Source organism: Klebsiella michiganensis (assembly GCF_002925905.1).
Taxonomy (GTDB): Bacteria; Pseudomonadota; Gammaproteobacteria; order Enterobacterales; family Enterobacteriaceae; genus Klebsiella; species Klebsiella michiganensis.
The window spans coordinates 167648-181459 of sequence record NZ_PRDB01000009.1 but is presented as its reverse complement, the minus strand read 5'-3'; the positions used below and the strand labels follow the sequence as shown (position 1 = coordinate 181459).

Annotated in this window: 12 protein-coding genes and 1 tRNA gene; 9 read left to right on the top strand and 4 right to left on the bottom strand. The window is 56.4% G+C overall.

The genetic code is table 11. From position 1 onward, the window contains the following. The first annotated feature begins 76 nt into the window (after positions 1–76). Positions 77–1834, top strand: a complete 1758-nt coding sequence (gene radD / locus CDA56_RS19260) for a DNA repair helicase RadD (RefSeq protein ID WP_057173885.1) — start codon at positions 77–79, stop codon at positions 1832–1834. 137 nt (positions 1835–1971) lie between these two features. After that, a complete protein-coding gene (rplY, locus tag CDA56_RS19255; RefSeq protein WP_004103955.1) occupies positions 1972–2256 on the top strand; it encodes a 50S ribosomal protein L25 in 285 nt (94 codons plus the stop codon). A 61-nt stretch (positions 2257–2317) separates the two neighbouring features. Here the strand turns inward: rplY and CDA56_RS19250 are convergent, their stop codons facing one another. After that, complete coding sequence (locus CDA56_RS19250) at positions 2318–2911, bottom strand: NUDIX domain-containing protein (RefSeq protein WP_009654037.1); 594 nt, start codon at positions 2909–2911, stop codon at positions 2318–2320. A gap of 80 nt (positions 2912–2991) precedes the next feature. Here CDA56_RS19250 and CDA56_RS19245 point away from each other — a divergent pair, with 80 nt between their 5' ends. Beyond that, complete coding sequence (locus tag CDA56_RS19245) at positions 2992–3750, top strand: DeoR/GlpR family DNA-binding transcription regulator (protein ID WP_103814879.1); 759 nt, start codon at positions 2992–2994, stop codon at positions 3748–3750. A gap of 48 nt (positions 3751–3798) precedes the next feature. On the opposite strand, the gene yejK is transcribed toward CDA56_RS19245, so the two are convergent. Then, on the bottom strand, positions 3799–4806 hold the full coding sequence (gene yejK, locus CDA56_RS19240; RefSeq protein ID WP_004122954.1) for a nucleoid-associated protein YejK: 1008 nt from the start codon (positions 4804–4806) through the stop codon (positions 3799–3801). Between the two features lie 178 nt (positions 4807–4984). Between yejK and CDA56_RS19235 the strand changes: the two genes are divergently transcribed. From CDA56_RS19235 to eco, 5 genes are all read left to right on the top strand, one after another. After that, positions 4985–5212 carry a YejL family protein gene (locus CDA56_RS19235; protein ID WP_004133900.1) on the top strand — a complete coding sequence of 76 codons (228 nt, stop codon included), beginning with the start codon at positions 4985–4987 and terminating at the stop codon, positions 5210–5212. 19 nt (positions 5213–5231) lie between these two features. Then, a complete protein-coding gene (gene yejM / locus CDA56_RS19230; protein ID WP_014230182.1) occupies positions 5232–6992 on the top strand; it encodes an LPS biosynthesis-modulating metalloenzyme YejM in 1761 nt (586 codons plus the stop codon). 77 nt (positions 6993–7069) lie between these two features. Continuing rightward, positions 7070–7146: transfer RNA gene (locus tag CDA56_RS19225), tRNA-Pro, on the top strand. Between the two features lie 178 nt (positions 7147–7324). Then, positions 7325–8431 (top strand): AI-2E family transporter, encoded by a 1107-nt coding sequence (locus tag CDA56_RS19220; RefSeq protein ID WP_103814880.1) that lies wholly within the window; start codon positions 7325–7327, stop codon positions 8429–8431. 272 nt (positions 8432–8703) lie between these two features. After that, the gene (eco, locus tag CDA56_RS19215) at positions 8704–9195 is read left to right on the top strand and encodes a serine protease inhibitor ecotin (protein ID WP_103814881.1); all 492 of its coding nucleotides are present in this window, start codon (positions 8704–8706) and stop codon (positions 9193–9195) included. 44 nt (positions 9196–9239) lie between these two features. On the opposite strand, the gene mqo is transcribed toward eco, so the two are convergent. Continuing rightward, a complete protein-coding gene (gene mqo, locus CDA56_RS19210; protein WP_103814882.1) occupies positions 9240–10874 on the bottom strand; it encodes a malate dehydrogenase (quinone) in 1635 nt (544 codons plus the stop codon). Positions 10875–11153: 279 nt separating this feature from the next. Here mqo and CDA56_RS19205 point away from each other — a divergent pair, with 279 nt between their 5' ends. Continuing rightward, positions 11154–12401 (top strand): SulP family inorganic anion transporter, encoded by a 1248-nt coding sequence (locus tag CDA56_RS19205; protein ID WP_103814883.1) that lies wholly within the window; start codon positions 11154–11156, stop codon positions 12399–12401. On the opposite strand, the gene mgtE is transcribed toward CDA56_RS19205, so the two are convergent. After that, complete coding sequence (gene mgtE, locus CDA56_RS19200) at positions 12364–13800, bottom strand: magnesium transporter (protein WP_014230209.1); 1437 nt, start codon at positions 13798–13800, stop codon at positions 12364–12366. The two genes, CDA56_RS19205 and mgtE, sit on opposite strands and share 38 nt — an antisense overlap. Positions 13801–13812 lie beyond the last annotated feature (12 nt).

Sequence of the window (13812 nt, the reverse complement as noted above, 5' to 3'; positions counted from 1 at the left end):
TAACGGGCTATTAACACCACTCAAGGGAAAAGATTCGTGGCATACTATTCGCGAGTTAATTAACCGCCATAAATTCATGACATTTACATTACGTCCCTACCAAAAAGAGGCGGTCGACGCGACGCTCGCCTGGTTTCGCCGCCATCATGAACCTGCCGCGATTGTGCTGCCGACAGGCGCAGGTAAAAGCCTGGTTATCGCCGAACTTGCGCGCCTGGCGCGCGGTCGCGTGCTGGTGCTGGCGCACGTTAAAGAGCTGGTGGCGCAGAACCACGCCAAGTATTGCGCGCTCGGCCTGGAAGCGGATATTTTCGCCGCGGGCCTCAAGCGTAAAGAGAGCCACGGTAAAGTGGTCTTTGGCAGCGTGCAGTCGGTCGCCCGCAACCTCGACCAGTTTCAGGGCGAGTTTTCGCTGCTGATCGTCGACGAGTGCCACCGCATCAGCGACGATGATGACAGCCAGTATCAGCAGATTATCAGCCACCTTCAGCAGGTCAATCCGCACCTGCGCCTTCTGGGGCTGACCGCGACGCCTTTTCGCCTCGGTAAGGGGTGGATTTACCAGTTCCACTACCACGGCATGGTGCGCGGTGATGAAAACGCGCTATTTCGCGACTGCATCTACGAGCTGCCGCTGCGCTATATGATTAAGAACGGCTACCTGACGCCGCCGGAGCGGCTGGATATGCCGGTGGTTCAATATGACTTCAGCCGCCTGCAGTCGCAAAGTAACGGCCTGTTCAGCGAGGCTGATTTAAACCACGAACTGAAAAAACAGCAGCGCGTCACGCCGCATATCGTCAGCCAAATCGTTGAATTCGCCCAAACGCGCAAAGGGGCGATGATTTTCGCCGCCACCGTTGAACACGCCCGCGAAGTGACCGGGTTGCTTCCGCAGGGCGAAGCGGCCTTAATCACCGGAGAAACGCCGGGGCCGGAGCGCGATCGCATCATCGACGCGTTTAAAGCTCAGCAGTACCGCTATCTGGTTAACGTCGCGGTACTGACGACCGGCTTTGATGCGCCGCATGTCGATCTGATCGCCATCCTGCGCCCGACCGAGTCGGTGAGCCTTTACCAACAGATCGTCGGCCGCGGCCTGCGCCTGGCGCCGGGTAAAACGGACTGCCTGATTCTCGATTACGCCGGTAATCCGCACGACCTTTACGCGCCTGAAGTGGGAACGCCGAAGGGGAAAAGCGACAACGTGCCGGTCCAGGTTTTTTGCCCGGCATGCGGTTTCGCCAATACGTTCTGGGGGAAAACCACCGCCGACGGCACGCTGATTGAACACTTTGGCCGCCGCTGTCAGGGCTGGTTTGAGGATGAGGAAGGCCATCGCGAGCAGTGTGATTTTCGTTTTCGCTTTAAAAACTGCCCGCAGTGTAACGCGGAAAACGATATCGCCGCCCGCCGCTGCCGCGAGTGCGATACCATCCTGGTCGACCCCGACGACATGCTGAAAGCCGCGCTGAAGCTTAAAGATGCGCTGGTGCTGCGCTGTAGCGGTATGGATCTGCAGCACGGCGCGGATGATAAAGGCGCCTGGCTAAAAATCACCTATTACGATGAAGATGGCGCGGATGTTAGTGAGCGCTTCCGACTGCATACGCCCGCCCAGCGCACCGCCTTTGAGCAGCTCTTTATCCGCCCGCATACCCGAACGCCGGGCGTACCGCTGCGCTGGATAACGCCCGCCGATATCCTCGCCCAGCAGGCGCTTCTGCGCCATCCGGACTTTGTCGTGGCGCGCATGAAGGGGCAATACTGGCAGGTGCGGGAGAAAGTATTTGATTATCAGGGCCGATTCCGCCGGGCCAACGAACTACGCTAATCGCCCTCACGTCTGAGGTTTTGGTTGCTGCAAACACCTATGGCGGCTATAATGCCGCCCGCTTTTGCATTCGCAAAGCAGATAATCTGCCTGCTGCTGGGTCGCCTGTAGCAGGATTTATATATAGAGAGACATCAATGTTTACTATCAACGCAGAAGTACGTAAAGAGCAGGGTAAGGGTGCGAGCCGCCGCCTGCGTGCAGCTAACAAATTCCCGGCCATCATCTATGGCGGCGAAGCTGCGCCAGTAGCAATCGAACTGGATCACGACAAAGTGTGGAACATGCAGACCAATGCAGAGTTCTACAACGAAGTTCTGACCATCGTTGTTGATGGCAAAGAAGAGAAAGTTAAAGCTCAGGCTGTTCAGCGTCACCCGTTCAAGCCGAAGCTGTCCCACATCGACTTCGTTCGCGCTTAATCGCTCGCTGAAAGTTGTATGGCAAACGCCCCGCTCCGCAAGGTTCGGGGCGTTTTGTTTATCAGCCGAGTAGCGTTGACCTGTTCAGCGCCAGATGCTGCAACAGCATAATCGTTTTCGCATCGACGATTTCTCCTTCGCGAATAGCCTGCAGCGCTTTTTCCAGCGGCCACTCCAGCACCTCGATATCTTCTCCCTCCGTCGCCAGGCCGCCACCGTCGCCGCGCCGATCGTCGGCAGAGTATTCGGCAATGAAAAAGTAAAGCTTCTCCGTCACCGAACCGGGGCTCATGTAAGCGGTGAATACCGGCTCTATGCGCGTGACGCGAAAACCGGTCTCCTCTTCGGCTTCGGCAACGATGCGCGCCTCCGGAGAAGCGTTATCCAGCAGTCCAGCGGCGGCTTCGATCAAAAATCCATCATGACCGTTAATCCACACCGGAAAGCGAAACTGGCGAACCAGCACTACCGTTTGCTTTTCACGATTGTAGAGCAGGATCACCGCGCCGTTGCCGCGGTCGTAAGCTTCCCGGCTCTGCTCCTGCCAGCGTCCGTCCCGGCGCAATAGTTCAAAAGTATATTTCTTGAGCGTGTACCAGTTATCCGATAAAAGCGTTTCGCGGATATGGCGAACGCGCGGTGCGTCAGCGTGCATGTTTTTCCCCTTTTAGGTGACAGCGAGCAACATAACATGCATAATCGTGCACAAACAAGATCGCTCATGAAGGTATTTTGATGCTCGCCAGCCAGAGAAAACAGCAGATTTTGCAGATCCTCACCGAGGAAAAACAGGTGATGTCCGGGGATCTCAGCCAGCGCTTTAGCGTATCAGAAGACTCCATTCGCCGGGATCTGCGGGAGCTGGCCGCGGAAGGCAAGCTGCAGCGCGTCCACGGCGGCGCGCTGCCGGTTTCCGAAGCCATCGCGCCTATTGAAACAAGAAAGAACGTGCAAATCGCCTCAAAGCAGAGCATTGCCCAGCGCGCGGTTGAGCTCATTCAGCCCGGTCAGGTGGTGATTGTCGACGGCGGCACCACCACCGGGGAGATGATGCGCCTGCTGCCGGATAACCTCGCGTGTACCGTGGTCACCCATAGCCCGGGGATTGCCGTCGCGCTGGTGCAAAAACCGCTCATCGAGGTGATTTTGATCGGCGGCCGGTTGTTTAAACATTCCGTCGTCAGCGTCGGGTCTGCGGCCCTCGAGAGTATTTCCCGTATCAACGCCGATCTGTTTTTTATGGGCGTCACCGGCGTTCACCCCCGGGCGGGATTCACCACCGGTGACTATGAAGAAGCGGGCATTAAACGCGCGCTGGCAGCGCGGGCTGCCGAAACGGTGGTGATGGCGTCACAAGAAAAGCTTAACTCCGCGTCGGCCTTTGCCATCGGCGAGCTGGGGGCAGCCAGTACGCTGATCGTGGATACGACCCTGGACGAGGCGCTGCGACAGCAGCTAACCCTGGCGGGGGTAGAAATCCTCTACGCCCTGTAATACGGGTTCAGGCAAAAAAATCCCGACTCGACGTCGGGATTTTGCGCATTAATTTCCGCCAGAAGTACGGCGCTGTAGCTGATCGCGCAGGTTCGGCGGCGTGCCTTTAATGGTTAGAGTATCCGTAGCCGGATCCCAGAACACCCGCTCGCCCAGCAGCATAGCGTCAAAATTAATGGTTAACCCGCCGCCGCTGCCGGCAAACTTGGTTAACTGACGCAGCGTGCTGCGATCCGCCGGGAAGCTCTCTTCCAGCTCGTAGCCTTGTTCGGCGGTAAATTCCTGAAAGGTCTTCTCGCTGACGCCCGCCAGCTCTTTCGACAGCGACTCCAGCTCGATTTCCTCACCGGCCTGCAGCTGCTCGTTGCAGTAGCTGTATACCTGCTGGCGCACGTTTTGACGTTCAGATTTATCCAGCTGCGCATCGGCGGCGAAATCATCCAGCGCCTGCAGCAGGCCGCGGTTCTGCGCTTTGGCGTTCAGCCCTTCGCTGGCGCCGAGGAAATCCATAAAGAAATCCGCCACCTTGCGCCCTACCCGCCCCTTCAGGAAGGTCAGATAGCGCGTTGACTCCGGGTTGGTTTCCCACTCGGTTAAATCAATACGCGCGACGATATCCGCGTGATTGATGTCCAGATAATGGGTGGAGCTGATATCCAGCTCTTCGTTGACGCGCATGCTGCTTAGGTTGTTCAGCACCGCCACCATCAGATATTCCACCGCCAGATAACGATACTGGCAAAACAGCACAATACCGCCTTCTGCAAAGGGATATTTTGCCAGTTCGTCGCGCAGGCGCCCGGTAGCGGCGCGGCTAAACGGCAGGAACGCTTCTTCGCCCTTACGCTGCCCGCGCAGCGCCTGCGCCAGCTCGCTCTCTTCATTAAACAGGCCGTAGGCTTTATTTTTTGCGCTGTAGACACGATGCAGTTCGGCCATCATCTCGACAACCGTCGCCGTCGGCTCCAGCAACGATTCGCGCAGCACCAGCTCCAGATTTTGTTCATCACGTTTGATTAACTGATGCAGGGCAATCTGGTCGATATCCAGACTCATGTTAAACTCTCCTTTTAGACCGGGCGGTATTCAACCACCGCGGGGGCAACGACGCAACCGCCGCGTGACTCTTTGCGAGCGAAGCCGCGCGCTTTTGCGTCGTGGCGAAAAAATGCGGAAAAAAAGCTGCTGCTACGGTAATATGTTGCCCTTTCACGAACAAACAGATTTTGAGTTTATGCCGCAATTATCCCGCTATAGCGATGAACACGTCGAACAGCTGCTCAGCGAGCTGACGAGCGTTCTGGAAACACATAAAGCGCCCGTTGACCTTTCACTGATGGTTCTGGGCAATATGGTGACTAACCTGATCAACAGTAGCGTCGCGCCGGCGCAGCGTCAGGCCATCGCCCGTTCTTTTGCCCAGGCGCTGCAGTCATCTATCAACGACGATCCAGCGCACTAAGGATAACGAACAACAGTATATGGTGACTCTTCGTCAGCCCTACCGAGAAAAAGTCTCCCAGATGGTCAGCTGGGGGCACTGGTTCGCCCTTTTCAACATGTTGTTGGCTATGGTGCTCGGCAGTCGCTATCTGTTTGTCGCCGACTGGCCAACGACGCTTGCCGGACGTCTTTTTTCGTACGTCAGCCTCGTTGGTCACTTCAGCTTCCTGGTCTTTACCAGCTATGTGCTGATTCTTTTCCCGCTGACTTTTATCGTCGTCTCTCAGCGCTTAATGCGCTTTATCTCGGTTATTCTGGCGACCGTGGGCATGACGCTGCTGCTAATCGACAGCGAAGTTTTCACCCGTTTCCACCTGCATCTTAATCCCTTTGTCTGGGAACTGGTTATCAACCCCGACCAGAACGAGATGGCGCGCGACTGGCAGCTGATGTTTATCAGCGTACCGATCATTTTCCTGCTGGAAATGCTCTTCGCGACCTGGAGCTGGCAGAAGCTGCGCAGCCTGACGCGTCGCCGCCACTACGCCCGACCCGTTGCCTGGTTCTTCTTTATCTCCTTTATCAGTAGCCATCTGGTCTATATCTGGGCGGATGCCAACTTCTATCGTCCGATCACCATGCAGCGGGCCAACCTGCCGCTCTCCTATCCGATGACGGCGCGCCGTTTCCTAGAAAAACATGGCCTGCTCGACGCGCAGGACTACCAGCGCCGTCTGGTGGAACAAGGCGCGCCAGAAGCCGTCTCGGTGCAATATCCGCTGAGCGATCTGCGTTATCGCGATCTCGGTACCGGTTATAACGTGCTGCTGATTACCGTTGATAACCTTAATTATTCGCGCTTTGAGAAAAACATGCCGGCGCTGGCCGGGTTCGCGAAAGACAACGTGAACTTTACCCAGCACATGAGCTCCGGCAACACCGCTGACAGCGGCATGTTTGGCCTGTTCTACGGTATTTCCCCGAGCTATATGGACGGCGTTCTGTCTGCGCGCATCCCTGCGGCGCTGATTACGTCGCTGAATCAGCAGGGTTATCAGCTGGGCCTGTTCTCATCAGATGGCTTTAGCAGCCCGCTCTACCGTCAGGCGCTGCTGTCAGATTTCTCACTGCCCGTCGCGAAAGCGCAAAGCGACGAGCAGACGGCAAACCAGTGGATTAACTGGCTGGACCGCTACGCCCAGGATGAAAACCGCTGGTTCTCGTGGGTTTCTCTCAACGGCACTACCTTTGACGACGGGCAGCAGCAAAACTTCGTCCGCCGCTACGGTAACGCCGCGGGCGCGGTCGATACGCAAATTGGCCGCGTGCTGAACGCGCTGCGGGAAGCAGGCAAGCTGGATAACACGGTGGTTATCGTGACCGCAGGCCGTGGAATGCCGCTGAACCCGCAGCATGAGCAGTTTGGCTGGTCGCGCGAGCAGCTGCAGGTTCCCTTAGTGATCCATTGGCCGGGCACGCCGGCTCAGGAGATCGCGACGCTGACCGATAATAAAGACGTGATGACGACGCTGATGCAGCGTTTGCTCCACGTCTCTACCCCGGCCAACGAGTATTCGCAAGGTGAGGATCTGTTTAGCGCCGCCCGCCGTCGTGCCTGGGTCACCGCGGCCAATAGCGATACGCTGGCCATTACCACGCCGAAATTCACGGTTGTGCTTAATCACAACGGCACTTACCGAACGTGGAACAGCGACGGCGAGAAAATTAACGATCAAAAACCGCAGCTCAGCCTGCTGCTGCAGGTGCTGACCGATGAAAAACGCTTTATCGCTAACTGATTGATTATTTATAAATCAATCAGTCATTTCCCGGCTTGCATTCGCTTGGGGAACGGGTAATATTGTTCCCCACGAATCGGCACGTAGCGCAGCCTGGTAGCGCACCGTCATGGGGTGTCGGGGGTCGGAGGTTCAAATCCTCTCGTGCCGACCAAATTATTCACCGATTAAATCGGTAACCCCTTAAGAACCCGCACTCTCACAGAGTTTGCGGGTTTTTTAATGTCATATTTCCACCCTGTTCTAAGCGAAACGCTACCGCGACTCTGATTGTAAATCCCGGAAAAACTTCTATTATTTGACTGTACACGTCATTTTTCTGAAGGATTTACATGAGAGTTAATGGACTTACGAAAGGATTTTTCATCCTGATCGTGCTGATCGTCACCCTTGCTTTTTTCGACGTTCTCTCCCCCTATTATTCAGCCATTTTATGGGCGGCAATTCTGGCGGTGATCTTCCACCCGGTGAAGAACAAACTGCGCGATCGGCTCGGCGAGCGTAACGGCCTGGCGGCGTTTCTGACAATAGTGATTATCTGTCTGATCGTGTTTACCCCGCTGGCGATCATCCTCTCGTCGCTGGCCTTCGAGCTCAACGTGGTTTACACCAAACTGCAGCATAACGATACCCAGTTCCCGACCGTGGTAGCCAGCCTGTTTGCTCACCTGCCGGAATGGGCAAGGAGCTTCCTCTCAGAGCATAATCTTGATAGCGCGGAACAGATTCAGCGGCAGCTTTCGGACGTTGCGCTTAAAGGAGGCCAGTACCTTGCCGGTAGCGCATTCCTGATTGGTAAAGGCACGTTCGGTTTTACCATCAGCTTCGGCATCATGCTTTATCTGCTGTTTTTCCTGCTAAAAGATGGTCCATACCTGGTCAGGCTGATTCTGGAATCCCTGCCGCTATCAAATCACGTGAAGCAGCATCTTTTCGCCAAATTTGCCGCCGTCGCCAGGGCGACGGTCAAAGGCACCGTGGCGGTCGCGCTCGCCCAGGGCGCGCTTGGGGGACTGGCGTTCTGGATCGTGGGCATTGATGGCAGCATCCTGTGGGGCGCGCTGATGGCGTTTCTGTCGCTGATCCCGGCGGTGGGCTCGGCGATTATCTGGGTTCCTGCGGCGATCTATCTCTTCGCGACCGGTCAGCTCTGGCAGGGCGCGTTTATCGTCGGTTTCTTTGTAATCATCGTAGGCCTGGTTGATAACATTCTGCGACCTTTACTGGTGGGTAAAGATACCAAAATGCCGGACTATCTGATCCTGATCACAACGATCGGCGGAATGGAAATCTACGGCATCAACGGTTTTGTTATCGGCCCGCTGATCGCCGCCCTGTTTATCGCCTGCTGGAACCTGCTGTCCGGACGCGATCACGCCGGAAACATCGATGAACTTGATGAGGATTTCTTAGAAGAGGGTAAAAATCACGATGAGTAGCGAGCGGCATTGCACAACTTTACAGGCATAGAGCGGCATTCCTGTCAGGCAATGACCGGCACCTTAGCGGCTCTGTAATTAGTAAAACATCGCGGGGGCAGCGAGGTCAGGGGGGATGCCCCTTGCTCAACCGCGATGAAATCCCCTACTCCTGCGCCAATAAGCAGAATTTATAACTGGTATCTGTGAAAATTTTGGTAAACGCCACTGCCCATCAACGTAACAAATGCTAACATTATGCTGTTTATGATTGATAAAAAAGGATTACCCACGTGAAAAAAATCACTATGTTTGCTGCCTCCCTGCTGGCCGTTGCCTGCATGTCCACCAGCGCCGCTGCAGCTGAGCAGCCGCTGGAGAAGATCGCCCCGTTTCCAAAGGCGGAACAAGGGATGAAGCGTCAGGTGATTCAGCTGCCGCAGCAGCAGGATGAATCCGCATTGAAAGTCGAGCTGATGATTGGCCAGACGCTGGAAGTCGACTGCAATCGCCACCGCCTTGGCGGCCAGCTGGAAAGCAAAACCCTGGAAGGCTGGGGCTACGACTACTACGTATTTGATAAAGTGACGTCACCCGTCTCAACCATGATGGCCTGCCCGGATGGTAAAAAAGAGAAGCAGTTTGTGATGGCAGGCCTGGGCGATGCGGGCATGCTGCGCTATAACAGCAAGCTGCCCATCGTGGTTTATACCCCGGCGAATATCGACGTGAAATATCGTATCTGGAGAGCGGACGAAACCATCGGCGTAGCCGTTGAGCGTTAATGCCTGAAGAGTGAATCCGGCGGCCTGCGCCGCCGGAGAAGCGCTTACAGCGCGATGTCAGCGATAGGTTTCCCTTCCGGCAGAGGCTTCAGCGTCGCCTGCGGAACGTTATGAGCCTCGGTAAGCGGCTCATAGCGCAGTTCCAGCACTTCGCTGGTCCACGCCAGCGCCTTTTCAATTTCCGCTGCGTTGCCATCCAGACGCGTACCGTAGCTCGGGATAATCGCTTTCAGTTTCGCCTGCCACTCCGCTGAGTTGATCTTCTCTTTGAACACTTTCTCCATCAGCTGCAGCATGATTGGCGCCGCGGTGGAAGCACCCGGCGAGGCGCCCAACAGCGCGGCTACCGTGCCTTCATCATCGCTGACAACTTCGGTTCCCAGGCGCAGAACGCCGCCCTTCTTCGCGTCGCGCTTGATAATCTGCACGCGCTGGCCGGCCTGCCATAAGCGCCAGTCTTCTTTGCGCGCTTCCGGATAGTACTCGCACAGCGCCGCGTGACGATCTTTGTCCTTTTGCAGCACCTGGCTAATCAGGTATTTTACCAGATCGAAGTTATCCAGCCCGACGTTGAGCATCGGCATGATATTCGACGTGTTGGTGGAGGCCAGCAGATCCCAAAGCGAACCGTTTTTCAGGAAGCGGGTTGAGAAGGTCGCGAACGGCCCAAACAACACCACGCGTTTGCCGTCGATAATACGGGTGTCGATGTGCGGAACCGACATCGGCGGCGCGCCCACTTCCGCCTGGCCGTAGACTTTAGCCAGATGGTGAGTCACCACTTCCGGGTTCTCACAAACCAGGAACTGACCGCCGACCGGAAAGCCCGCGTACTCCTTCGCCTGCGGAATACCGGTTTCCTGCAGCAGGGTCAGCGCGGCGCCGCCGGCGCCAATAAAGATAAATTTAGCCCTGATAACCCGTTTCTGGTGGCGATTGTTCGCATCCGCCAGCGTTACGCTCCAGCTTTTGTCGGCGTTGCGCTTAAAGCGACGGACCACGGTACCCAGCTGAAGCGAGAAATTATCATGGGTTTGCAGTCCGGCGATCAGCTGACGGGTAATTTCACCGTAGTTCACGTCGGTGCCGACTTCCGAGCGGGTCGCGGCCACCTTCTGCTGCGGATCGCGCCCTTCCATCACCAGCGGAGCCCACTCTTTAATTTGTTGATGATCTTCAGAGTAGCGGATACCGCGGAACAGCTCGCTTTGTTGTAACGCCGCATAGCGGGCGCGCAGGAAGTTCACGTTGTCTTCGCCCCACACGAAGCTCATGTGCGGCACGCTGTTAATAAAGGATTTAGGCTTTTTCAGAATGCCCCGGGTCACCTGGTGGGCCCAAAACTGACGAGAAATCTGGAAAGATTCGTTGATATCAACCGCTTTATCGATATTGATACCGTTAGCGGTTTGCGGCGTATAGTTCAATTCCATCAGCGCCGCGTGGCCGGTGCCCGCGTTGTTCCATCCGTTCGAGCTCTCTTCCGCGACGCTGGACATCTGCTCGACCATGGTAATAGACCAGTCCGGCTCCAGTTCCTGCAGCCAGGTTCCCAACGTGGCGCTCATGATGCCGCCGCCAATCAACAATACATCCGTCTCTTGCTCATGGCGGGTGTTGGTCCGAGTGTTATTGGAACCAACCGCCTGTGAGCTGGGTACGGCCATCTTTTTCTTCATCGGATTTGAGCCTTACTTTACTCGCTTTTTTATTTAGCGCAGGTGAAACGATTCTCGGCTTCAAAGGTAACACTGAAGAAAAAAAATTTAAATATTGTTTAAATTTTAAGTTGAGTTTTGAGATCTGTTATAAAAATGTTTAATAAATGTGTATCACAAATCACATTTTGTACTGGTGTCAGCGATGCATCCGCGCTATTATCCTCGGTTTTGTGACCGACCGCACGTAAGCAGCGACCGATCCCGGCCAAAATTTTTTAAATTCTGCGAACTTTTTTTATGCCCCCAGTTTCCGATTCCGCTACCTTTGGTCACGCTGGCGCATTAGGCCAGATACTGCGCTCGCCCGCGCTGCTGACGCGTGAAACGCTGGCAGGCGTGCTCACCGCGCTGGCCCTGATCCCCGAAGTCATCTCCTTCTCCGTCATCGCTGGCGTTGACCCGAAAGTTAGCCTGATTGCCTCCGTGGTACTGTGCCTGGCGATGTCGGTCCTCGGCGGCCGGCCGGCGATGGTCACCGCGGCCGCCGGCTCGGTGGCGCTGGTTATCGGGCCCATGGTGCACCAATACGGCGTCGGCTACATTCTGCCGGCGGTCGTGCTGGCAGGCGTTATTCAAATTTTGTTTGGCCTATGCGGCATGGCGCGCCTGATGCGCTTTATCCCGCAGCCGGTGATGACCGGTTTTGTTAACGCGCTGGGTATTCTCATCTTTTTTGCTCAGGTACCGCATTTCTGGAGCAAGCAGCCGCTGATTATCGGCCTGTTCGTATTGACGCTGCTGATTGTCCTGTGGGCGCCGCGCTTTATTAAAGCGATCCCTTCTCCGCTGATTGCTATCGTTCTGCTGACGCTGTTTACCGTTTTCAGCGGCCAGCTGCTGCCTACCGTCGGCGATGAGGGCTCCATGAGCGGCGGACTGCCGGGGTTAACCAGCCTGATGGTGCCCCTCGACTTAACCACGCTGCGCATCATCTGGCCCTGCGCGCTGAGCATCGCTTTTGTCGGCCTGATGGAGTCGCTTTTGACGGCGAAGCTGGTCGATGATTTGACCCATACCCCTTCCAGTAAGGCGCGCGAGAGCGCCGGTCTGGGCGTCGCCAACATTCTCGCCGGGTTTTACGGCGGCATCGCCGGGTGTGCGATGATCGGTCAGACCATCGTTAACGTTGAAATGGGCAAAGCGCGCAGCCGCGTCTCGACCGTTGCCGCAGGCCTGGTACTGCTATTGCTGGTAACCGCGTTAAGCGAAGTGATGGCGAGAATCCCGATGGCCGTGCTCGCCGGCGTGATGGTGATAGTGGCGGTAAAAACCTTTAGCTGGCACAGCATTCGTCCGGCGGAGCTGGCGCGCAATCCGTGGCCGGAAACGCTGGTGATGCTGGTGACCGTCGGCGCGACCGTCGGCACCAGCAATCTGGCAATCGGCGTTCTGGCAGGCCTGCTCTCAATGGCCCTGATCCCTCGCCGTCTGCGCACTCAAGCGCAGGCTACATCAGAAAAAGCGTCGCCAGCCCAAGAAAAATAAAGAATCCCCCGGTGTCGGTAATAGCGGTAATCATCACGCTGGAGCCGACCGCCGGGTCGCGTCCCAGCTTGACCATCACCATCGGGATAATCACCCCCATCATCGCCGCCATCAGCAGGTTGAGCATCATCGCCAGCGTCATTACGCCGCCCAGCTGCGGATCGTCGTACAGCCACCAGGTGATCGCCCCCATAATCCCGCCCCAGACGATCCCATTGATCAGCGCGACGCCCATCTCACGCAGGATCAGGAACGAAAAGCTTCCCGGCTGAATATGCTGTAACGCCATCGCCCGCACGATCATGGTGATCGTCTGGTTGCCGGTGTTACCGCCGATTCCGGCGACAATCGGCATCAGCGAGGCCAGCGCCACCAGTTGCGAAATGGTGTGCTCGAAACCATCGATAACGCGGGAGGCGATAAAGGCGGTGCACAGATTGACCGCCAGCCAGGCCCAGCGGGTCTTCACCGCTTTGCTCACCGGGGCAAACACATCGTCATCGTTGCTCAGGCCGCCCATCCGGCGTAGATCGTTATCCGTCTCCTCATAGACCACGTCAACGATCTCATCGATGGTTAAACGCCCCATCAGCTTGCCGTCGGCATCAATCACCGCCGCGCTGAGTAAGTCATCACGTTCAAAGGTACGCGCGACTTTTTCCGCGTCCTCGTGCGGCTGGAAGGTCACCGGATCGCCTTCCATCACTTCCCCCACCCGCTTCTGCGCATCGTTGAGCAGAATGGTTTGCAGCTCGAGTTCGCCGAGCAGCAGCTTATTGCGGGTGGTCACAAACAGTTTGTCGGTGTTCTCCGGCATTTTCCCTAGTCGCCGCAGATAGCGCTGTACCGCCGCGAGAGTGGCTTCCGGACGAACGGTAATGACCTCGAACTCCATGATCGCGCCGACGGTATTGTCGGCGTAGCGCATCATCTGGCGAATACGGGCGCGTTTATCCGCGGGCAGCGTGGCCAGCAAACGTCCGGTCAGATCGCGCGGCAGGTGCTGCAGCAGGTAGACCTGTTCATCAATATCGAGATTTTGCAGCGCGAACAGCAGGTCGTGATCGCTCATCTCCTCGATGAGGTCGCCCCAGACGCTTTCCGATGCCTCCAGCAGCACTTCACCGCGCTTATCGTCAGCGACCAGCCGCCAGAGCGCGTTGCGCGCATCGTAAGGCAGCGCTTCGAGCGCATCGGCAAGGTCCGGAGGCGGCAGGTGGGAAACCAGCATCTCCACTTCAGCCAGATCGTCGGCAAGCGTGCTGTCATCGTAACGTTCAGCGAGGGTTAATTTACCCAGCAGCGAGGATGTGACGGCTTTATCGGTGCTCAGGAGCCAAATGAGGCGGGCGCGCTCTTCGTCACGCAATCTGGCGCTTTTTTTATGCAAAACGGACATCGGTCAGGCAAT

What these genes read in the sequence shown, in the direction of transcription:
- CDA56_RS19205 (WP_103814883.1), top strand. Translation starts at nt 11,154, where the DNA reads ATGCCCCCAGTTTCCGATTCCGCTACCTTTGGTCACGCTGGCGCATTA.
- mqo (WP_103814882.1), bottom strand. Translation starts at nt 10,874, where the DNA reads ATGAAGAAAAAGATGGCCGTACCCAGCTCACAGGCGGTTGGTTCCAAT.
- mgtE (WP_014230209.1), bottom strand. Translation starts at nt 13,800, where the DNA reads ATGTCCGTTTTGCATAAAAAAAGCGCCAGATTGCGTGACGAAGAGCGC.
- CDA56_RS19245 (WP_103814879.1), top strand. Translation starts at nt 2,992, where the DNA reads ATGCTCGCCAGCCAGAGAAAACAGCAGATTTTGCAGATCCTCACCGAG.
- radD (WP_057173885.1), top strand. Translation starts at nt 77, where the DNA reads ATGACATTTACATTACGTCCCTACCAAAAAGAGGCGGTCGACGCGACG.
- yejK (WP_004122954.1), bottom strand. Translation starts at nt 4,806, where the DNA reads ATGAGTCTGGATATCGACCAGATTGCCCTGCATCAGTTAATCAAACGT.
- yejM (WP_014230182.1), top strand. Translation starts at nt 5,232, where the DNA reads ATGGTGACTCTTCGTCAGCCCTACCGAGAAAAAGTCTCCCAGATGGTC.
- rplY (WP_004103955.1), top strand. Translation starts at nt 1,972, where the DNA reads ATGTTTACTATCAACGCAGAAGTACGTAAAGAGCAGGGTAAGGGTGCG.
- CDA56_RS19235 (WP_004133900.1), top strand. Translation starts at nt 4,985, where the DNA reads ATGCCGCAATTATCCCGCTATAGCGATGAACACGTCGAACAGCTGCTC.
- CDA56_RS19250 (WP_009654037.1), bottom strand. Translation starts at nt 2,911, where the DNA reads ATGCACGCTGACGCACCGCGCGTTCGCCATATCCGCGAAACGCTTTTA.
- CDA56_RS19220 (WP_103814880.1), top strand. Translation starts at nt 7,325, where the DNA reads ATGAGAGTTAATGGACTTACGAAAGGATTTTTCATCCTGATCGTGCTG.